Source organism: Pseudomonas fluorescens Q2-87 (assembly GCF_000281895.1).
Taxonomy (GTDB): domain Bacteria; phylum Pseudomonadota; class Gammaproteobacteria; order Pseudomonadales; family Pseudomonadaceae; genus Aquipseudomonas; species Aquipseudomonas fluorescens_S.
The window spans coordinates 1,043,933-1,062,600 of the sequence record NZ_CM001558.1; the positions used below are offsets into that span (position 1 = coordinate 1,043,933).

At 63.0% G+C, this 18,668-nt stretch carries 15 protein-coding genes; 5 read left to right on the forward strand and 10 right to left on the reverse strand.

Going from position 1 to position 18,668, the window contains the following annotated elements:
- Window positions 1-72: 72 nt before the first annotated feature.
- The 5 genes from PFLQ2_RS22910 to PFLQ2_RS22890 form a co-directional block, all read right to left on the reverse strand.
- Window positions 73-1,557, reverse strand: a complete 1,485-nt coding sequence (locus tag PFLQ2_RS22910) for a sensor domain-containing diguanylate cyclase (protein WP_003178241.1) — start codon at window positions 1,555-1,557, stop codon at window positions 73-75.
- A gap of 246 nt (window positions 1,558-1,803) precedes the next feature.
- Complete coding sequence (locus tag PFLQ2_RS22905; protein ID WP_003178243.1) at window positions 1,804-3,171, reverse strand: heavy metal sensor histidine kinase; 1,368 nt, start codon at window positions 3,169-3,171, stop codon at window positions 1,804-1,806.
- Window positions 3,158-3,841 (reverse strand): heavy metal response regulator transcription factor, encoded by a 684-nt coding sequence (locus PFLQ2_RS22900; protein ID WP_003178245.1) that lies wholly within the window; start codon window positions 3,839-3,841, stop codon window positions 3,158-3,160. The genes PFLQ2_RS22905 and PFLQ2_RS22900 overlap by 14 nt, the downstream gene beginning before the upstream one ends.
- 9 nt (window positions 3,842-3,850) lie before the next feature.
- The gene (locus tag PFLQ2_RS22895; protein WP_003178248.1) at window positions 3,851-6,964 is read right to left on the reverse strand and encodes a multidrug efflux RND transporter permease subunit; all 3,114 of its coding nucleotides are present in this window, start codon (window positions 6,962-6,964) and stop codon (window positions 3,851-3,853) included.
- Window positions 6,961-8,118: an efflux RND transporter periplasmic adaptor subunit gene (locus tag PFLQ2_RS22890; protein WP_003178249.1), complete on the reverse strand. Its 1,158-nt coding sequence runs from the start codon at window positions 8,116-8,118 to the stop codon at window positions 6,961-6,963. The genes PFLQ2_RS22895 and PFLQ2_RS22890 overlap by 4 nt, the downstream gene beginning before the upstream one ends.
- A gap of 235 nt (window positions 8,119-8,353) precedes the next feature.
- Between PFLQ2_RS22890 and PFLQ2_RS22885 the strand changes: the two genes are divergently transcribed.
- Window positions 8,354-8,611: a hypothetical protein gene (locus PFLQ2_RS22885; RefSeq protein WP_003178251.1), complete on the forward strand. Its 258-nt coding sequence runs from the start codon at window positions 8,354-8,356 to the stop codon at window positions 8,609-8,611.
- 28 nt (window positions 8,612-8,639) lie between these two features.
- Here PFLQ2_RS22885 and PFLQ2_RS22880 read toward each other — a convergent pair whose 3' ends face one another.
- Entirely contained in the window at window positions 8,640-9,608 is a 969-nt protein-coding gene (locus PFLQ2_RS22880) for a LysR family transcriptional regulator (protein WP_003178254.1), read from the reverse strand.
- Between the two features lie 310 nt (window positions 9,609-9,918).
- Between PFLQ2_RS22880 and PFLQ2_RS22875 the strand changes: the two genes are divergently transcribed.
- Genes PFLQ2_RS22875 through PFLQ2_RS22860 form a run of 4 tightly spaced genes read left to right on the forward strand, consistent with a single transcriptional unit; the run spans window position 9,919 to window position 14,652 of the window.
- Window positions 9,919-11,394 (forward strand): efflux transporter outer membrane subunit, encoded by a 1,476-nt coding sequence (locus tag PFLQ2_RS22875; RefSeq protein WP_003178256.1) that lies wholly within the window; start codon window positions 9,919-9,921, stop codon window positions 11,392-11,394.
- Between the two features lie 7 nt (window positions 11,395-11,401).
- A complete protein-coding gene (locus PFLQ2_RS22870; protein WP_003178258.1) occupies window positions 11,402-13,594 on the forward strand; it encodes an FUSC family protein in 2,193 nt (730 codons plus the stop codon).
- Window positions 13,584-13,784 carry a DUF1656 domain-containing protein gene (locus PFLQ2_RS22865; protein WP_003178261.1) on the forward strand — a complete coding sequence of 67 codons (201 nt, stop codon included), beginning with the start codon at window positions 13,584-13,586 and terminating at the stop codon, window positions 13,782-13,784. Before PFLQ2_RS22870 ends, PFLQ2_RS22865 begins: the two co-directional genes overlap by 11 nt.
- A gap of 10 nt (window positions 13,785-13,794) precedes the next feature.
- The gene (locus tag PFLQ2_RS22860) at window positions 13,795-14,652 is read left to right on the forward strand and encodes an efflux RND transporter periplasmic adaptor subunit (RefSeq protein ID WP_003178263.1); all 858 of its coding nucleotides are present in this window, start codon (window positions 13,795-13,797) and stop codon (window positions 14,650-14,652) included.
- A 190-nt stretch (window positions 14,653-14,842) separates the two neighbouring features.
- Here the strand turns inward: PFLQ2_RS22860 and PFLQ2_RS22855 are convergent, their stop codons facing one another.
- The 4 genes from PFLQ2_RS22855 to PFLQ2_RS22840 all read right to left on the reverse strand — a co-directional run bounded on the left by PFLQ2_RS22855 (window position 14,843) and on the right by PFLQ2_RS22840 (window position 18,664).
- A complete protein-coding gene (locus PFLQ2_RS22855; protein WP_003178265.1) occupies window positions 14,843-15,667 on the reverse strand; it encodes an SDR family oxidoreductase in 825 nt (274 codons plus the stop codon).
- A 36-nt stretch (window positions 15,668-15,703) separates the two neighbouring features.
- Entirely contained in the window at window positions 15,704-16,168 is a 465-nt protein-coding gene (locus PFLQ2_RS22850) for a hypothetical protein (protein ID WP_003178267.1), read from the reverse strand.
- 161 nt (window positions 16,169-16,329) lie between these two features.
- Window positions 16,330-17,781 (reverse strand): mannose-1-phosphate guanylyltransferase/mannose-6-phosphate isomerase, encoded by a 1,452-nt coding sequence (locus tag PFLQ2_RS22845; protein ID WP_033045920.1) that lies wholly within the window; start codon window positions 17,779-17,781, stop codon window positions 16,330-16,332.
- 217 nt (window positions 17,782-17,998) lie between these two features.
- Window positions 17,999-18,664, reverse strand: coding sequence for an alginate O-acetyltransferase AlgF (locus PFLQ2_RS22840; RefSeq protein ID WP_003178270.1), 666 nt, complete (start codon window positions 18,662-18,664; stop codon window positions 17,999-18,001).
- Window positions 18,665-18,668: the final 4 nt, after the last annotated feature.

Consider the following 18,668-nt stretch of genomic DNA (forward strand, 5'->3'; position numbering starts at 1 on the left):
CTGCCTTCGGGTGGCCCTTTTTTATGAACGCGATTCCTTGGAGTGATGCACTTGTGGCGGTTGTAACGGCTGCTACATCGCACAAACCACCCGATTACGCCCACTGGCCTTGGCCTGGTACAGCGCCTTGTCGGCGGCGTGCAGCAATTGTTCCAGTTCGCCGTACGGGCCTTGAACCCACGTGGCGATGCCGATGCTGACAGTCATCGGCACGTCCCCCGGCAACTGTTCCACGGCTTCGCGAATATTCTGGGCCATGGTGAAGGCGCCTGCGGTAGTCGTCTCTGGCAGCACCACCGAGAATTCTTCACCGCCGTAGCGCGCGGCAAGGTCAGCGGGGCGCCGGACATGTTCGCCGATCAACTGCGCCAGGGCTCGCAGGGCCTCATCCCCCCGCTGGTGGCCATGGCGATCGTTGAACGCCTTGAAGTGATCGGCATCGATCATCAGGACAGACAGCGGTTGGCCCGAGCGTTGGGCTCGTAGCCATTCCTGTTGCAGCATCTGGTCCAGTGTTCGCCGGTTGGCCAGCCCTGTCAGCGAGTCGATTGAAGCCAGTTGCGCCAATTCCCGCTCGGCATTGTGGCGGCGTCTCAATTCGCGGCGCAGCAGCCAGGTGAGCCAGAGCAAACTGATGCACAGCGCGCCCGTGGCGCCGCTGACCAGTAATGCCGTGCGTTTCCAGGATGCAAATACCTCTTGGGAGGAGAGCGCCACCACGACGATCAGTGGCAGGTTGCCGACCTGGGAAAAAGTGTACAGGCGCTGCGTCTGGTCGACGCTGGATATGCCGGTAAAGCTGCCGTTGCCTTCGTGCAGGATGCGCACGAAGTTTGGTCGGCTGCTGAAATCCTTGCCAATCATGTCTTCGGCCAAGGGTGGTTCTTGTGCCAATAGAATACCGTCGCGGCTGACCAGGTTGACCGTCCCGCCGTGGCCGATGTTCAGGCTCTTGAACAGTTGGCTGAAGTAGCTCAGGCGCATCGCGGCCTCGGCCACGCCCAGGAAGTCACCCTGCTCGTCGCTCAGTCGGTAGCTGAAACTGATGCGCCAGTCCTGGGCGATACTTCTGGAGCGGAACGGGCGGCTGATCATCATGCCCGGCTTGGGATCCTGGAGGTGGGACTGGAAATATTCGCGATCGGCGTAGTTGCCTTTGCGCGGTTCGATCGAGGCGGAATCGGCAATCACATCGCCGCGCTTATCGAGCAGCAGTATGTCGCCTTTATAAGGCGCCGCCGTGGCGCGGTCGAACAGGGCCAGATGGCGAATCGTCGGCGAAACATCCTTGAGGTCGTCACGTTTTGCGGTAGCGATCAGGCCTTGCAGCGACAGGTCGTAGAGTTCGACGTTGCGCAGCACGTCGGCGTCGATCAGTTGCACGATGTTGGTTGCCGCCCGTGTCGCCGCTTGCTGGGCACTGGCGTGCTCGCGAATCAGCAAGAAGGTCACGATGCCCAGGATGGCGATGACGACCAATGAACTGGCCAGTACGAGTACCCGTTCCGAGCGTATCGAAGAGGGGGGATTGCGGGGTGTCGCACTGCTCGCGCTCATGGTTCCGATGTCTGCATTGTCGTGTGGCTGGGATCCGTCCCAAAAGCGGGCATCACTGGGAGTGAGCCAGATACTGGCCTTTTGCTGAATTGTGCTTGGATCGGTGCGAGCGGGCAATCAATGTTCGCGCAATGACCTGTAGGAGCGAGGCAAGGCCGTTGGATTCCGATTCTGCGCCAGTTGGCTTTCGCCCAGCATTCAATGGGCTGGAAAATTCGCCAGGGAGGCAGCGTGGGGGCGAACGCGTCAGGCCGGTAAACGGATCCCGAAGGTATTGGCGCCATGGTCACTGCGCACGAACACATCTCCACCGTGCATCAGTGCTATCGCCTTGACGATGGCCAGCCCCAAGCCGTGGTTGGCGCCGCTGTTGCTGCGCGAGGCGTCCACCCGATAGAAGCGTTCGAACAGGCGCGGCAGGTGTTCGCCGGCGATCGGTTCGCCGGGGTTGGTAACGGCGAGGATGATCTGGTCGCCAAGGGCTTCGATGCGCACGTCGATCACCTGGCCTGGGGCGGTGTGCTGCACGGCGTTGCTCAGGAGGTTGATCAACGCGCGACGCAGGTGGGCGATCTCGATGTTGGCCCTGGCGTCGCCGCTGACCCGGACTTGGACCTGGGCGTCTTCGAGGATGAAATCCAGGTAGTCGAGGGTGGTTGCCACTTCACCGGCCAGGGACGTGCTGGTCAGCTTGGTGGCCTTGCTGCCCTGGTCGGCACTGGCCAGGAACAGCATGTCGTTGATGATCGAGCGCAGTCGTTCCAACTCTTCGAGGTTGGATTGCAGGACCTCGAAGTAGTGTTCGGCCGACCGCCCACGGGTCAGCGCCACCTGGGTCTGGCCGATGAGGTTGGTCAGGGGCGAGCGCAGTTCATGGGCAACATCGGCATTGAACGATTCGAGCCGCGAATAGGCCTGCTCGACCCGGTCGAGGGTGGCGTTGAAGGAACTGACGAACTGGCTGAGTTCCGGCGGCAGCGGCGTCAGTTGCAAGCGCCCGGACAGACGAGGAGGGGCCAGGCGCTGGGCTTCGTCGGAGAGTTTTATCAGGGGCTTGAGGCCGATTTTCGCCACCCAATAGCCCAGCAACGAAGCCAGCAGCACCCCGACAATCGCCAGGCTCACCAGGGCCACCAGCAGACGGTGCTGGGTCTGGTAGAAGGTCTCGGTGTCGATGCCGATCATGAAACGCAGCGGCGGACGATGGTCCTTGGCCGGGAACTGGCTCACCAGCACTTTCATTGGATAGTGCCGATGGGGCAGCTTCAGGTCGCGTTTACCCAGCGGCCCTTGGGCAAAGGCGCGGACCCGTGCATCGGGATTGCCGTATTCAAAGTGCGGATCACCGCTGACGATCCAGAAATGGATGCGTTTGTCTTCCTCGCCCAGCAGGCGCAGTTTGTTATTGATCTTGACCCAGTGCTCAGCCGTGCCGTAACGGCCAACGGTGGATTCCAGGACGCTGTAGCGGGCATCGAGCTCGGCTTCGGGCAGCAGGCCAAGGCCCTTGACGACCTGCTGGTACAAGGCGCCGCCAATCAACAGGAATACCAGCGCCGCCACCAGCGTGAACATGCCACTCAGGCGCAGGGCGATGCTGTTAGGGTTGGTCATCGCTTCGACTCTCCAGCACGTAGCCCATCCCGCGGATGGTGTGCAGCAGCTTCTGTTCGAACGGCCCGTCGAGCTTGGCCCGCAGGCGCTTGATTGCCACTTCCACGACGTTGGCGTCGCTGTCGAAATTGATGTCCCAGACCATTTCGGCAATGGCGGTCTTCGACAGGATCTCGCCCTGGCGGCGCGCCAGCACGCTGAGCAGAGAGAACTCCTTGGCCGTCAGGTCCAGGCGCTGGCCGGCGCGGGTGGCCTTGCGGCTGATCAGGTCGATCCACAGGTCGGCGATGCTCACCTGCACCGGTTCGTGGCCGCCACTGCGACGGGTCAGGGCCTGCAGGCGGGCCACCAGTTCCAGGAAGGAGAAGGGCTTGCCAAGATAGTCGTCGGCGCCGTCGCGCAGGCCCTTGATGCGGTCTTCGACCCGTTCCCGGGCGGTGAGCATGATCACCGGTGTCTGCTTGCGCGCGCGCAGGGCTCGCAGCACGCCGAAGCCGTCCAGGCCCGGCAGCATCACGTCGAGCACGATCACTGCGTAATCGCTTTCCAGGGCCAGGTGCAGGCCCTCGATACCGTCTGGCGCAACGTCCACGGTATAGCCCTGTTCGGTCAGGCCGCGGTGCAGGTAGTCCGCGGTTTTTTCTTCGTCTTCGATGATCAGAACGCGCATGGCCCCGCCTCAGTCTGTGGTCGTCTGTGCCATGGTCGGCGCGGATCCGGGCGAATGGGCGGGCCGATGAAACAGGCGCTCCAGCCACAAGTATATGACCGGTGTGGTGAACAGCGTCAGCGCCTGGCTCACCAGCAGGCCGCCGACCACCGCGATGCCCAACGGCTGGCGCAGCTCCGCGCCAGGGCCATAGCCGAGCATCAGCGGCAGGGCACCGAGCAGGGCGGCCAGGGTAGTCATCATGATCGGGCGGAACCTGGTCAGGCAGGCCTGGAAAATTGCCTCCTGGGGCGCCATTGCACCGTTGCGCTGGGCGTCGAGGGCGAAGTCGATCATCAGGATGCCGTTCTTCTTGACGATGCCGATCAGCAGGACCAGCCCGATCAGCGCCATGATCGAAAAATCCTGGCCCAGCAACCACAGCATGATCAAGGCGCCAAGACCGGCCGAAGGCAAGGTGGAAATGATCGTCAATGGATGCACGAAACTCTCGTAGAGCACACCGAGGATGATGTACACCGCCACCAGCGCGGCGAGGATCAGCCACGGCTGGCTGGCAAGAGAACTCTGGAATGCCTGGGCCGCGCCCTGGAAGTTACCGGTGATGGCGGCCGGCATGCCGATCTCGTTCTTCGCCTGGTCGAGGATGCGCACCGCATCGCCCAGGGCCACGCCGGGCGCCAGGTTGAACGACAGGTTCGCAGCCGGGAACATGCCATCGTGGGCGATGGACAGCGGGCCGTTGCTCGGGGCATCGAATCGGGCCAGGGCCGAGAGCGGCACCATTTCCCCGCTCAGGGGCGAGCGCAGGTAGAAATACGCCAGGCTTTGCGCCTTGCCCCGTTGCGCGGTGTCGAGTTCCAGGATCACGTTGTACTGGTTGGTCTCGGTCTGGAATTCATTGATCTGCCGCTGGCCAAAGGCGTCATAAAGGGCCTGGTCGACATCGGTGGCGGTGAGGCCGAAGCGTGCCGCCGCGCTGCGGTCGATGTTGATGTGGGTGACGCTGCCGCCCAGTTGCAAGTCGTTGGAAATATCACGGAACGCCGGATTGCCCCGCAACTTGTCGGTGAGTTTCTGCGTCCAGGCGTTGAGGCTCGGCCCGTCGTTGCTCTTGAGCACGTATTGATACTGGGCGCGGCTGGGGCCGGAACTGAGGTTGATGTCCTGCCCGGCGCGCAGGTACAGCACCACGCCGGGGATCTTCAGCAGTTTCGGGCGGATCCGGTCGATGAAGCCGCTGGCCGATACGTCACGTTCGCCCCGGGGCTTGAGGGCGATCCAGAAACGGCCGTTGGCGATGGTCTGGTTGTTGCCCGAAACACCCACGGAGTGGGAAAAGGTCTGCACCGCCGGGTCGGCGGCGACGATCTCGGCCAGGGCCTTGTGCTTGGCCACCATGTCCGGGAACGACACATCCGCCGCCGCTTCGCTGGTACCCAGCACCAGGCCGGTGTCCTGTACCGGGAAAAAACCCTTGGGAATGAACACGTAGCCCACCACCGCCAGCGCCAGGGTCAGGCCGAACACGCCGATCATCAACTTCTGATGGGCCAGTGCCCGGCGCAGGCCGCGCTCATACCAGCCGAGCAGGCGTTCGCCAAACCCTGCCTTGCCGTGGGTGTGATGCACCGGGGCGCGCATGAACAACGCGGCCAGGGTCGGTGCCAGCGTGAGGGACACCACCACTGAAATCAGAATGGTCGAGGTGGCGGTCAGGGCAAATTCCTTGAACAGGCGACCCACCACGCCGCCCATGAACAGCAGCGGAATGAACGCTGCCACCAGGGAGAAACTGATGGAGACGACGGTGAAGCCGATCTCGCCGGCCCCCTTGATCGCCGCTTCACGCATGCCGTCGCCGGCCTCCAGGTGCCGGTGAATGTTCTCCACCACCACAATCGCATCGTCCACCACGAACCCCACCGAGATGACGATCGCCACCAGGGTCAGGTTGTTGAGGCTGAAGCCCATCACGTACATCAGCGCGAAACTGGCGGTCAGCGACACCCCCAGTACCGCCGAGACAATCAGGGTCGCAGAGAGCTGGCGCAGGAACAGCGCCATCACCGCTACCACCAGCATCACGGCAATCAGCAAGGTGATTTCCACCTCGTGCAACGAGGCGCGGATGGTCTGGGTGCGGTCGATCAGCACCTTGACCTGCACGGCGGCAGGCAACATGGCTTGCAAGGTGGGCAAGGCCGCCTGGACACGGTCGACGGTTTCGACGATGTTCGCCCCCGGTTGGCGGAAGATCACCAGGTTGACCCCTGGTTCGTTGTCGGACCAGGCCTGGACGTAGGCGTTTTCCGAGCCGTTGACGACCTTGGCGATGTCCCTGAGCTGGACCGGCGCCCCGTTCCTGTACGACACGATCAGGTCGCCGTATTCCTCAGGCTGGAACAACTGGTCGTTGGTGGACAAGGTGGAAACACTTGACTCGCCGTACAGCGCGCCCTTGGCCAGGTTGAGGCTGGCTTGCTGCAGCGCCACGCGGATGTCGGCCAGCGTCAGGCCGATGGCGGCGAGCCGGTCAGCGGAGGCCTGGACGCGGATCGCCGGACGCTGCTGGCCGGTAATGTAGATCTGGCCTACGCCGTCGATCTGGCTGATCTGGCGAGAGAGCAAGGTCTCGACGTAGTCGCTCAGCTCCGTGCCGGGCATCAGGGTCGAGCTGATGCTGAGGATCAGCACGGGGCTGTCGGCTGGGTTGACCTTGCGCCAGGTCGGCAGGTTCGGCATATCGCTGGGCAGTTTGCCGGCGGCGGTATTGATCGCCGCCTGCACTTCCTGGGCGGCGGTGTCGATGCTTTTGTCGAGGCTGAATTGCAGGATCAGGTTGGTCGAGCCCAACGCACTGCTGGAAGTCATCTGGGTGATGCCGGGAATGGCGCTGAATTGCACTTCCAGCGGTGTCGCCACCGACGACGCCATGGTTTCGGGGCTGGCGCCGGGTAATTGGGCATTGACCTGGATAGTCGGGAATTCAGCTTCCGGCAACGGCGCCACGGGCAGGCGAGGAAACGCGATCGATCCCAGCAGGACCAGGGCGAAGGTCAGCAGAACCGTGGCGATGGGGTGATCGATGCACCACGCCGAAATCGAACCGCGGCCCTTCATGGTTGCGGCTCCGAGGTCTTGGCCAGGGCTGGCGGGTCACTGAGCACCTGGATGCTGGTACCCGGCTTGAGCCGTGACTGGCCGTCGCTTACCAACTGGTCGCCGGCATTCACCCCTTTGACGATGTGGATGTCGCTGTCCTGGTAAACAATCGTCACCGGGACGCTTTCGACCTTGTCGCCCTTGACCCGGTACACGAAGGCTTGCTCCAGGCCACGCTGGACGACGGTCGGAGGCACCACCAGCGCGTCCTTGTCGAGGGCGGTCTGGATCTTGAGTGTCACCAACTGCCCGGGCCATAGCCGTTGCGCGGCGTTGTCGAATTCCGCCTTGGCCCGCAGGGTGCCGGTGTTGGCGTTGATCTGGTTGTCGATCAGGCTCAGGCGCCCTTCGGCAAGCGCTTCCCCGGTGGCGCCCTCGGCGCCGATATAGGCCTTGACCAAGGCTTGCTCGGGGGCGGCGATCAATCGCTGCAACGTAGGCAACATTTGCTGGGGCAGGGAGAATTCCACGGCGATCGGGTCGATCTGGGTCACACTGAAGAGGCCTTCGGCATCGCTGGTGCGCAGGAAATTGCCTTCGTCCACATTGCGAATACCAACGCGACCGGTCACCGGAGAGCGGATCTGGGTGTAGGACAACTGCACCTGTGCCGAGTCGATGGCTGCCTGATTGCCTTGGACGGTGGCCTTGAGTTGGTTGACCAATGCCTGTTGCTGGTCGTAGGTCTGCTTCGACACGCCGTCGTCGACACTCAGTAGTTTGTAGCGCTTGAGATTGACTTGGGCCACCGCCAGTTGTGCCTGGCTCTCGCCGAGCTGGGCTCGGGCCTGGTCGAGGCTGGCGCGGATCGAGCGGTCGTCGATGGTCGCCAGCAAATCACCCTTTTTGACCAGTTGCCCTTCCTTGATCAACAGTTTGGTGAGGATGCCGTCGATTTGTGGGCGGATCACCACGCTGTGCAGCGACAGCACCGTGCCAATCCCGCTGGCGAAGCGCGGCACATCCTTTTGCACCACGCTGACGACCCGTACCGGAACGGCGGCGGGAGCGCCGGGCTTGGCGGTGACCGGCTTCATGACAAACCAGAGGACGAGGGCCGCCAGGGCGACCAGCAGTGCGACGAGCAGGACAGTTTTCTTCTGGATGCGCATGGATATGAAGGGCCGGTTCGGGACTCAGGATTTATAGCTTTCTTATATAGCGTTGCGAGCCGGTCAGGAAGGTGACGGCTAACTGTCAGGCTTGTCAGTTTCGTCTCGGTTGATGGTCGGATGAATCGTTGTTGCGCATCAATCTGCCCGCGCACTGCGATAACGGGCAGGTATACTGGCGCCTTTCACGGCTCGCCCTGCGGACCGACTTGCACGCATTACCCCGGAGCTTTACATGAATTCCCCGATACCTTCGCCTGCGGACGAGCTCCCGGGCGGCGAACAGGCCGACCTGCCCGACAGTGACGCTTCCAGCACCGAGAGCGGCAACGCGGCAATACCTGCGTTCAAGTTCCCGTTCAAGCCCGGCGAGCTGGCCTCGGCCAAAGGCGCCGCGCAGCAACCGTGGTACAAGAACGGCGCAAAGAACGGCCATACCAAGACCCCAGGCGCCGCGCCTCCCGGCACACGCCGCTCGATGGGCAAGCGCTGACACTCATTCCCCGAGCACGGCGGCGGCTTCAGTTCGCTGCCCGTGCCCCCGCCAGGCTTCCACTCAGTTCATAGGCCGTCAGCTCGGCCTGGTGCGCCGCCAGGATCTCCGGCAATGAGCCTCGCAGGTACTCGACCCAGGTCTTGATCTTCGCATCCAGGTATTGGCGCGAAGGGTAGATGGCATAGAGGTTGAGTTCCTGGGAGCGGTAGTTGGGCATGACCCGCACCAGCGTGCCGTTGCGCAAGCCTTCGATGGCGGCGTACACCGGCAATACCCCCACGCCCATGCCGCTGGTGATCGCGGTTTTCATCGCATCGGCAGAGTTCACCAAGAACGGTGAGCTGTTGATAGTGACCATCTCCTGGCCTTCCGGGCCGTCGAACACCCATTTTTCCAGCGGAATGACCGGGCTGACCAGGCGCAGGCAGGCGTGGTTGAGCAGGTCGCTGGGCTTTTGCGGGCAGCCGCTGGCTTTCACGTAGGCAGGTGAAGCGCAGACGATGCTGTAGGTGATGCCCAGGCGCTGGGAGACGAAGCCCGAGTCTGGCAACTCGCTGGCAAGCACGATGGAGACGTCGTAGCCCTCATCCAGGATGTCCGGTACGCGGTTGGCCAGGGTCAGGTCGAAGGTCACATCCGGGTGGGTCTTGCGGTAGCGGGCGATGGCGTCGATCACGAAATGCTGGCCAATGCCGGTCATCGTATGGACTTTCAACTGCCCGGCGGGGCGGGCATGGGCATCGCTGGCCTCGGCTTCGGCTTCCTCGACATACGCCAGGATCTGCTCGCAGCGCAGCAAGTAGCGTTTACCGGCCTCGGTCAAAGCAATGCGGCGGGTCGTGCGGTTGAGCAGGCGCGTTTGCAGATGGGCTTCCAGGTTGGAAACCGCACGCGAGACATTGGCGGTCGTGGTGTCCAGTTGCACGGCGGCGGCGGTGAAGCTGCCGGCTTCGGCAACGCAGCTGAACGCGCGCATGTTTTGCAAGGTGTCCATGAAGGGCTCTCTTGGGAGGTGGCAAATTGTGACATGAAGTTACAGAGCTGCGGGACCCCGACTAATGGATTATCGCGTTTACGGTAACAAAGATTCGCAGAAAGGTCGGCTTATCGCCGTTGGGGGCGATGCCTAGAATTGCCGCCACTGTGACGCAGGTTCGTTCTGATGTCTGGCGCAGAACTTGTGGGAGCGGGCTTGCTCGCGAAGGCGATGGACCTGGCCACGACGATGTTGAATGTTAGTTCGTCTTCGCGAGCAAGCCCGCTCCCACAGGATGTTCGTTTTCTCTCCTAGGAATTTTGCGCAAGTGCCGCGTTGCATCAGCAGAGAGCTGAAGACTCTCAGTGTTTGGGTTTTGACATTAACCATCAGCGGTTGCCTCGGCACAGGCGGGATCGCCCCGCAAGGCGAGGCGATGTCGGCCAATCAGTTGGCCACCGATGCCGCCATTCGCGAAGCCGCCCGCGACGCCCATTGGCCCACTCGCCAGTGGTGGCAAGCCTATGGCGACCGACAACTGGATCGCTGGATCGACCTGGCCGTGCAGGACAGTCCAAGCCTGGCCATGGCTGCGGCCCGAGTGCGTCAGGCCCGGGCACTGGCGGGTATCGCCGAGGCCGCCGAGTCGCTGCAGGTCAACGCCGAGTCGGCCCTCAAGCGCCACAACTGGCCCACCGATCAGTTCTATGGGCCTGGCGAGCTGGCCGACACCACCACCTGGGACAATAACGCAGGCCTGGGCTTGAGCTATGCCCTGGATCTATGGGGCCGTGAGCGCAACGCCAGCGAACGGGCCGTCGACCTGGCTCACGTCAGCGTTGCCGAGGCGCGGCAGGCGCAACTGGAATTGCAGAACAACATCGTGCGCGCCTACATCCAGTTTTCGCTGCACTACGCCCAGCGCGATATTGTCGTCGCGACGCTTCGCCAGCAGGAACAGATCCTCGATCTGGCCCAAAAACGCCTGGACGGTGGCATCGGTACCCATTTCGAAGTCAGCCAGGCCCAGGCGCCGCTGCCCGAAACCCATCGGCAACTCGACGCCCTCGACGAAGCCATTGCCTTGAGTCGCAATCAATTGGCCGCGCTGGCAGGCAAGGGCCCGGGGGAGGGCGCGCGCTTGCAGCGTCCAACGCTGGCCCTCGGTGCGCCCTTGAAGTTGCCGTCGGCCTTGCCCGCCGAACTGCTCGGCCAGCGTCCGGACGTGGTTGCCGGGCGTTGGCAGGTGGCGGCCCAGGCCCGCGGCATCGATGTGGCCCGCGCCGGCTTCTATCCCAACGTCGATCTGGTGGGGAGCTTGGGTTACATGGCCACCGGCGGTGGGGCGCTGGAGTTTTTGACCGGCAAGAAACTCACCTATAGCGTCGGGCCGGCCATCTCGCTGCCGATCTTCGATGGCGGGCGCCTGCGCTCACAATTGGGGGAGGCGGCGGCCGGTTATGACGTCGCCGTGGCGCACTACAACCAGACGCTGGTAAACGCGCTCAAGGGCCTTTCCGATCAGTTGATCCGTCGCGAGTCCCTGGACAAGCAACAAGCCTTCGCCGCCGAATCGGTGGCCGCCGCGCAGCGCACCTATGACATCGCGCTGGTGGCGTTCCAGCGTGGGCTGACTGACTACCTCAACGTGCTCAACGCCCAAAGTCTCTTATTCAAGCAGCAACAAGTGCAACAGCAAGTGGAAGCGGCGCGCCTGACGGCCCATGCCGACCTGGTGACCGCGCTGGGCGGTGGGCTGGAGGCAGGTAGCGACAGTGCTGACCTGAGCCACAATGCTGAGTAGTTCCTTCATGACGTCTTTACTCGCCCCCGCACGCTGGTTGTATCGCCTTGAATGGCGCCGTGGCTTTTTCGAATGGGCGCGCAGCGATGGGGTGACCTGGGTCTACATGTTCAAGGTCCTGTTTGCCGCGTTCCTGACGCTGTGGCTGGCGATGCGCCTGGAGTTGCCGCAACCGCGCACGGCCATGATCACCGTGTTCATCGTGATGCAGCCCCAAAGTGGCCAAGTCTTCGCCAAGAGTTTCTATCGCTTGCTCGGTACCCTGGCCGGCTCGGCGGTGATGGTGGCGTTGATCGCCTTGTTCGCCCAGAACACCGAGCTGTTTCTTGGCTGCCTGGCGATCTGGGTCGGCATTTGTTCGGCGGGGGCGGCGCGCTATCGCAACTTTCGCGCCTATGGCTTCGTGCTGGCGGGCTATACCGCCGCGATGATCGGCCTGCCGGCCCTGGCCCATCCGGAAGGAGCGTTCATGGCGGCGGTCTGGCGGGTGCTGGAGATTTCCCTGGGGATTCTCTGCGCCACGTTGGTCAGCGCCGCGATCCTGCCGCAAACCGCCAGCGCTGCCATGCGCAATGCCTTGTACCAGCGCTTCGGGGTGTTTGCCCTGTTCGTCACTGACGGTCTGCGTGGACGCAGCAAGCGGGAGGCCTTCGAGGCCGGCAATGTGCGTTTCATCGCCGAAGCCGTCGGCCTGGAGAGCCTGCGCAGCGTGACGGTGTTCGAAGACCCGCACATGCGTCAACGCAACGGCCGACTCAGCCGCTTGAACAGCGAATTCATGGGTATTACTACCCGCTTCAACGCCTTGCACCAGTTGCTCGAGCGCTTGCGCAGCAGCGCGGCGGACCACGTAGTGAACGCCATCAAGCCGGGCCTGCAAACCCTGGCTGAATTGCTCGACGGTTTCAGCGCGCGAGCCCTGACCGATGCCGATGCGGCGCGCCTGGCGGCGGCGCTGGCCGACTACAAGGCCGATTTGCCGGCCCAGGTGCGAAGGCTGCGGGCGCTGTTCCAGGAAACCGCACCGAGCGATGACCAGCAACTGGATTTCCACACCGCCTACGAGTTGCTCTATCGCTTCGTCGACGACCTGCATGGCTACGCCCTGACTCACGCCTCCCTGGCCGACCATCGCCACGAACGCGAGCGCTGGGACGAACCGTTCGTACCACAGACCAATTGGCTGGCGGCGACCGCATCGGGGGTTCGGGCTGCCTTTATTTTGCTGGTCCTGGGCAGCTATTGGGTCGCTACGGCCTGGCCGAGCGGCGCAACCATGACGATGATCGCCGCCGCCACCGTGGGCTTGTCGGCCGCCACGCCGAACCCTAAGCGCATGGCCTTCCAGATGGCTTGCGGCACGCTGTTCGGGGCGTTGATCGGCTTCGTCGAGATGTTCTTCATCTTTCCGCTGATCGACGGTTTCCCGTTGCTCTGCGTGATGCTCGCGCCGGTCATCATGCTGGGGTCATTCCTCAGTTCGCGCGCGCAATATGCCGGGGTCGGGCTGGGGTTGCTGATCTTTTTCTGCACAGGTTCCGTGCCGGACAACCTGACGGTCTACAACCCCTACGCCTTCATCAACGACTACATCGCGATGATCCTCGGCATGCTGGTGTGCGCCGCTGCCGGGGCAATCATCCTGCCGCCCAACAGCCGCTGGATGTGGCACCGTCTGGAGCAGGATCTGCGCGAGCAAGTGGTGTTCGCCATCAGCGGCGGGCTCAAGGGCCTCGCTTCGGGTTTTGAAAGCCGCACCCGTGACTTGCTGCACCAGGCCTACGGGCTGGCGGCGGGCCAACCCCGGGTGCAGCGCGATCTCTTGCGCTGGATGTTCGTGGTGCTGGAAGTCGGCCACGCGATTATCGAGTTGCGCAAGGAACAGGCGATTCTGCCGGTGCATCCGGCTTATGCCGAAAGCCAGCCATGGCGCCAGGCGATCCGGGTGATGGGGCGCGCGCTGGTGCGGCTGTTCCGCCAGCCGGGCCAGAGCAATCTGGAGCGTGCGCTGGTGGCGGTGGATCACGCCATCAGCCGCGTACAGGCCACCGACGAGCCCTTCGCCCCCCATTTCGACACTTCGGCCCTGCGCCGGGTGAAAAGTTACCTGCATTTCATCCGCACCTCGCTGCTCGACCCGCAATCACCCATGGCGGCCTATGCCAGGCCGCTGCTCCAGGAACCTGAACATGCCCCGTGAATTCGCCTTCCATGGCGTGTACATGCCCACCATGACCCTGATGTTTTTCATCGCGGCGGCCCTGGCCTGGGCCCTCGACCGCTTTCTCTCGGGGCTGGACCTGTACCGCTTTTTCTGGCACCCGGCGTTGCTGCGCCTGAGCTTGTTTACCTGTCTGTTCGGCGCCCTCGCGCTGACGGTCTACCGTTGAGAACGATGCGATGAAAAAGTTTTTCAGCCTCCTGGCGACGCTGTTGGTGCTGGCCCTGGCGCTGTGGATCGGCCGTACGTTGTGGGTGCACTACATGAACACGCCCTGGACCCGCGATGGCCGGGTGCGGGCCGACATCATCAACGTCGCCGCGGATGTCAGCGGCGAAGTGGTCGAGGTGCCGGTGCGGGATAACCAGACAGTGAAGAAGGGCGACTTGCTGATGCGCATCGACCCGGAGCACTACCGCATCGCGGTCAAACAGGCGCGCTCCCTGGTGGCGTCGCGCAAGGCTACTTGGGAAATGCGCAAGGCCAATGCCCACCGTCGCGCAGACCTGGACAGCCTGGTGATCTCCCGGGAAAACCGCGACGACGCGAGCAACATCGCCGACTCGGCCCTGGCCGATTACCAGCAGGCCCAGGCGCAATTGGAGGCGGCCGAACTGAACCTCGCACGCACCGAAGTGCGCGCTGCGGTGGATGGCTACGTCACCAACCTCAACGTGCACCAGGGTGACTATGCCCGCATCGGCGAAGCGAAAATGGCGGTGGTCGACATGCATTCGTTCTGGGTCTACGGCTACTTCGAAGAAACCAAATTACCCAAGGTGCGGATCGGGGATGCGGCGCAGTTGCAATTGATGAGCGGTGAGTTACTCAAGGGCCATGTGGAAAGCATCTCCCGCGGCATCTACGACCGCGACAACCCCCAGAGCCGAGAGCTGGTCGCCGACGTCAACCCAACCTTCAACTGGGTGCGCCTGGCCCAGCGGGTGCCGGTGCGCATTCATCTGGATGAAGTGCCGGAAGGTGTGCTGCTGGCGGCGGGGATGACCTGTACGGTGGTGGTCGAGCCGCGGGGTTAGCGCTCATACCATCAAACCCCTGTGGGAGCGGCCCGCGAAGGCGTCGGGACACTCGACATTGCTGCAAGCTGACACACCGCTTTCGCGAGCAAGCTCGCTCCCACATGGATTTCGGGTGGCTGCGAGATTTCAATTAGTGGCCAATTCCCGTGGCGAGGGAGCTTGCTCCCGCTGGGCGGCGAAGCCGTCCCTAAAGCGACCCACCCAGCCCAAATCGCTTCATCAACCCTTTCTCCAGCAACCCCTTGGGCAGCAAGCCAGCCATCAACGGCAATGCCCGGCTGCCATTGCCCAGGCGCAGCAGGCGCGGCGGCCTGGGTTGTTGCGCGGCTTTGAGCAACCCGGCGGCAAATTCGCTGGCCGGGGTCGGGTTGTCCTGGGACGCCTTGGCCCGGGCGCGAATGCCGTCGCGCAGGGGCCACCAGGGCGATTGCTCGCTGATCAGCTGTTCTGCTTCATGGCCGGCATTCTTGGCGAAACTGGAGGCAATGGCGCCGGGCTGGACTTCCATGACGCGGATGCCGAACGGTGCCAGTTCCATGCGCAGCGCATCGCTCAGGGCATGCACCGCTGCCTTGGAAGCGCAGTAGGCGCCGGCGAACGGCGTGACCAGCACACCGGAAACGCTGCCGATATTCACCACCAGTCCCTTGGCCCGGCGCAACACCGGGAACAGCGCGCGGGTCACCCCGACGACCGCGAACACATTGGTTTCAAACTGACGCTGCATCGCCGGTACGCCGCCGTCCAGCAGCGGCCCCATGGCACCGTAACCGGCGTTGTTGATCAACACATCGAGGCCACCGTGCTGTTGGTTGATCCGCTCGCTCAACTGCTCCAGGGCCGGGCCATCGTTGACGTCCAGTTGCTCAGCGTTGAAACCGGCGGCGCTGAGCTGCGCCACGTCTTCAGCCTTGCGTGCCGTCGCCCAGACTTGGTAGCCGGCGGCCTTGAAGGCATCGGCCAGGGCGCGGCCGATGCCGCTGGAACATCCGGTAATCAACGCAACGGGCATGGCGCATTCCTTATGCAAAAAGTCAGGAGAGGAAAATCAGTTGGAGAAAGTACCGTGCAATCGCTCGGCGCGAAACTCCAGTGTCTGCGGGCGATAGCCGGGACGCAGCGGCGGCAGGGGCAGGCAGTCTTGCCAGTTGGCGCCAGCCTGCAACGCGCCGGGGCCACGGTAGCGCGGAGCATCGTAGGGGTTGTCGGCCAGGTTGATGGTGTCGCCGGGCGCATAGGCTGCGATTCGCCAGCGCAATTCAGTCAGCGGCACGTCGTTGCCGTTGTTGAGATTCAGCGACAGCGGTCGGTCGGCGGGGCAGTGTTCGGGGGCATAGGTGATGCGCAGCTCCAGGCGATCCAGCTGCCGGTTTTCACGGTTCTCCTGCCAGAGCACCCAAGCGGCTACCAGTCCCAGCCCGACGAACGCCGCCAGGGACACCGGCAGTGCCTTGGCCGGATAGCGCAGCAACAGGATGAGCCAGGTGATGACCAGCAAAACGCCGATAAGCATGGTTGAAGCCTCCGATAGCATCGTCACATCCTACCGAAGGGAACGGGCAATGTTGAAGCGATGATGGGCCGGCGGCAAAGGCTCCATAAAAAAGCCCCCGGCCAACCGGCTGCGGATAGGGGACGCAGTCGGCTGGGCGAGGGCTTCTTGTTTGGCTGGTCTTACTGCGCGATGGTTTTCACCGATACGCCGCGTTCGACCGGGGTGGAGCGACCGTAGATGTCTTCGAAGCGTTCGATGTCGTCTTCGCCCAGGTAGCTGCCCGACTGGACTTCGATGATTTCCAGCGGGATCTTGCCTGGGTTGCGCAGACGGTGGACCGAGGCGATCGGGATGTAGGTCGACTGGTTCTCGCAGAGTAGGAACACGTTCTCGTCGCAGGTCACTTCAGCGGTGCCGCTGACCACGATCCAGTGCTCGGCACGGTGGTGGTGCATCTGCAGCGACAGGCACGCGCCTGGCTTGACCGAGATGTGCTTGACCTGGAAGCGGCCACCCATGTCCACCGAGTCATACGAGCCCCACGGACGATAGACTTCGCAGTGGTTCTGGGTCTCGGTACGGCCCTGGGCGTTGAGGGTGTTGACCATCTGCTTGACGCCTTGGACCTTGTCCTTGTGGGCGATCATCATGGCGTCCTTGGTTTCGACGACCACGATGTTTTCCAGGCCGATCACCGATACCAGCTTGCCGTTGCCATGGATCATGCAGTTGCGGCTGTCCTGGACCACCACGTCGCCCTTGGTGACGTTGCCGTTGGCGTCCTTTTCATTGACTTCCCACAGCGACGCCCAGCAACCGACATCGCTCCAGCCGGCGGACAGCGGCACCACGCAGGCGCGCTGGGTTTTTTCCATCACGGCGTAGTCGATGGAGTTGTCCGGGCAGCAAGCGAAAGTGGCTTCGTCGAAGGTGATGGTGTCGGCCGTTTGCTCACTGCGCTCCAGGGTCAGCAGGCAGGTGTCGTAGATGTCCGGGTCGTGCTTTTTCAGCTCTTCGAGGAAACGGCTGGCACGGAACAGGAACATGCCGCTGTTCCAGAAATAGCCGCCGGCCTCGACGAACTCGGTGGCGCGCTTGACGTCGGGTTTTTCGACGAAGTGCGAGACGCGGCTCACGCCTTCGGGCAGCAGCGCGTCGTTGGTCGACTTGATGTAGCCGTAGCCGGTTTCCGGTTTGGTCGCCGGTACGCCGAACAGCACCATTTCGCCGCGCTCGGCAGCCACGGTGGCCAGGGCCAGTGCGCGCTGCAGGGCTTTCTGATCGTCGATCACGTGGTCGGCCGGCAGCACCAGCATCAGCTCATCGCGGCCTTCGTTGACCAGCATCATCGCCGTCAGCGCCACGGCCGGTGCGGTGTTGCGCCCGAACGGTTCCATCAGGACGCGCTGGACTTCGAGCTTGCGATTGGCCAACTGCTCGTTGACGATGAAACGGTGGTCTTTGTTGCAGACCACGATCGGGGTGTCCATGCCTTCGAACACCAGGCGCTCGAGAGTCTGCTGGAACAGGGTGTGTTCACCGGTCAGGGCCAGGAACTGTTTAGGGAACTGCTTGCGCGAAAGCGGCCAAAGACGTGAGCCGCTACCACCTGACAAGATCACCGGAATCATGTGTGTTACTCCTTTGAAGCGAAATGGTTTTAGAGCTACTGCGTTCTGTCGTTTCACTCTCTTGTTGTTGTTTCGTACCCGACTGACACCCCGATTCAGGGTGGGAGCGGGCTTGCTCGCGAAAGCGGTGGTTCAGCCAACATCAATGTTGAATGTGAGACCGTATTCGCGAGCAAACCCGCTCCCACAGGGGTAATGCGTCAGTCGAGTGAATCTGTCAGCGGGTTGACACTGGACGCTTTACCCAGACCGGCGACAAGCTGCTTCCGGAGCCAGTGACGTACAGCACCGCTGCTTCACCGCGCTCAAGCGCGACAGGCTTGAGGTCGCCAACTTTCTTGTCGCCTTCGAACAGCGCCAGGCTCACTTTCACCGGGTTGATTTCACGCTCGCCACGGCCCTTGGCCGCCACGTTCGGTACCACTTCGGTCTTGCCGTCGGCGGTCTTGAGCGTCAGTGCCTTGTCGGTGAGGTTCTGTACGCGGACCAGGGACTTCTGCTTGTTCTTGAACGGCGGCTCTTCGATCAGTTGAGGCTGGCCGCTGGCGTTGTTGACCAGGGTGTAATAGTGATCGGGGGCCAGTTTTACCGGGACGGTCTGGCTGCCGACCTTGGCGCTGTAGTCACCGCCAGGCATGAAGCTGAAGTCGCTGCTGGCCAGGGGAGCCACGTCGTTGAGGTTGGTGCTGCCGACGGTGGCGCTGACTTCGGCGTTGCTGGCGTTGTAGATGCGCACGAAGCTCGAGCCTTTTGGCGCGACCGGGCCGTACAGGGCCGAGTCACCGGCGAAGGCGGACAGCGAGAGGGCGCTCATGCTGGCGACCAGGGCAACAGCCTTGAAGGAGCGAGCGGCGAGACGGCGAGGAGTAGTGTTGAAAGTCATGGTG

What these genes read in the sequence shown, in the direction of transcription:
- PFLQ2_RS22910 (WP_003178241.1), bottom strand. Translation starts at nt 1,557, where the DNA reads ATGAGCGCGAGCAGTGCGACACCCCGCAATCCCCCCTCTTCGATACGC.
- PFLQ2_RS22905 (WP_003178243.1), bottom strand. Translation starts at nt 3,171, where the DNA reads ATGACCAACCCTAACAGCATCGCCCTGCGCCTGAGTGGCATGTTCACG.
- PFLQ2_RS22900 (WP_003178245.1), bottom strand. Translation starts at nt 3,841, where the DNA reads ATGCGCGTTCTGATCATCGAAGACGAAGAAAAAACCGCGGACTACCTG.
- PFLQ2_RS22895 (WP_003178248.1), bottom strand. Translation starts at nt 6,964, where the DNA reads ATGAAGGGCCGCGGTTCGATTTCGGCGTGGTGCATCGATCACCCCATC.
- PFLQ2_RS22890 (WP_003178249.1), bottom strand. Translation starts at nt 8,118, where the DNA reads ATGCGCATCCAGAAGAAAACTGTCCTGCTCGTCGCACTGCTGGTCGCC.
- PFLQ2_RS22885 (WP_003178251.1), top strand. Translation starts at nt 8,354, where the DNA reads ATGAATTCCCCGATACCTTCGCCTGCGGACGAGCTCCCGGGCGGCGAA.
- PFLQ2_RS22880 (WP_003178254.1), bottom strand. Translation starts at nt 9,608, where the DNA reads ATGGACACCTTGCAAAACATGCGCGCGTTCAGCTGCGTTGCCGAAGCC.
- PFLQ2_RS22870 (WP_003178258.1), top strand. Translation starts at nt 11,402, where the DNA reads ATGACGTCTTTACTCGCCCCCGCACGCTGGTTGTATCGCCTTGAATGG.
- PFLQ2_RS22865 (WP_003178261.1), top strand. Translation starts at nt 13,584, where the DNA reads ATGCCCCGTGAATTCGCCTTCCATGGCGTGTACATGCCCACCATGACC.
- PFLQ2_RS22860 (WP_003178263.1), top strand. Translation starts at nt 13,795, where the DNA reads ATGAAAAAGTTTTTCAGCCTCCTGGCGACGCTGTTGGTGCTGGCCCTG.
- PFLQ2_RS22855 (WP_003178265.1), bottom strand. Translation starts at nt 15,667, where the DNA reads ATGCCCGTTGCGTTGATTACCGGATGTTCCAGCGGCATCGGCCGCGCC.
- PFLQ2_RS22850 (WP_003178267.1), bottom strand. Translation starts at nt 16,168, where the DNA reads ATGCTTATCGGCGTTTTGCTGGTCATCACCTGGCTCATCCTGTTGCTG.
- PFLQ2_RS22845 (WP_033045920.1), bottom strand. Translation starts at nt 17,781, where the DNA reads ATGATTCCGGTGATCTTGTCAGGTGGTAGCGGCTCACGTCTTTGGCCG.
- PFLQ2_RS22840 (WP_003178270.1), bottom strand. Translation starts at nt 18,664, where the DNA reads ATGACTTTCAACACTACTCCTCGCCGTCTCGCCGCTCGCTCCTTCAAG.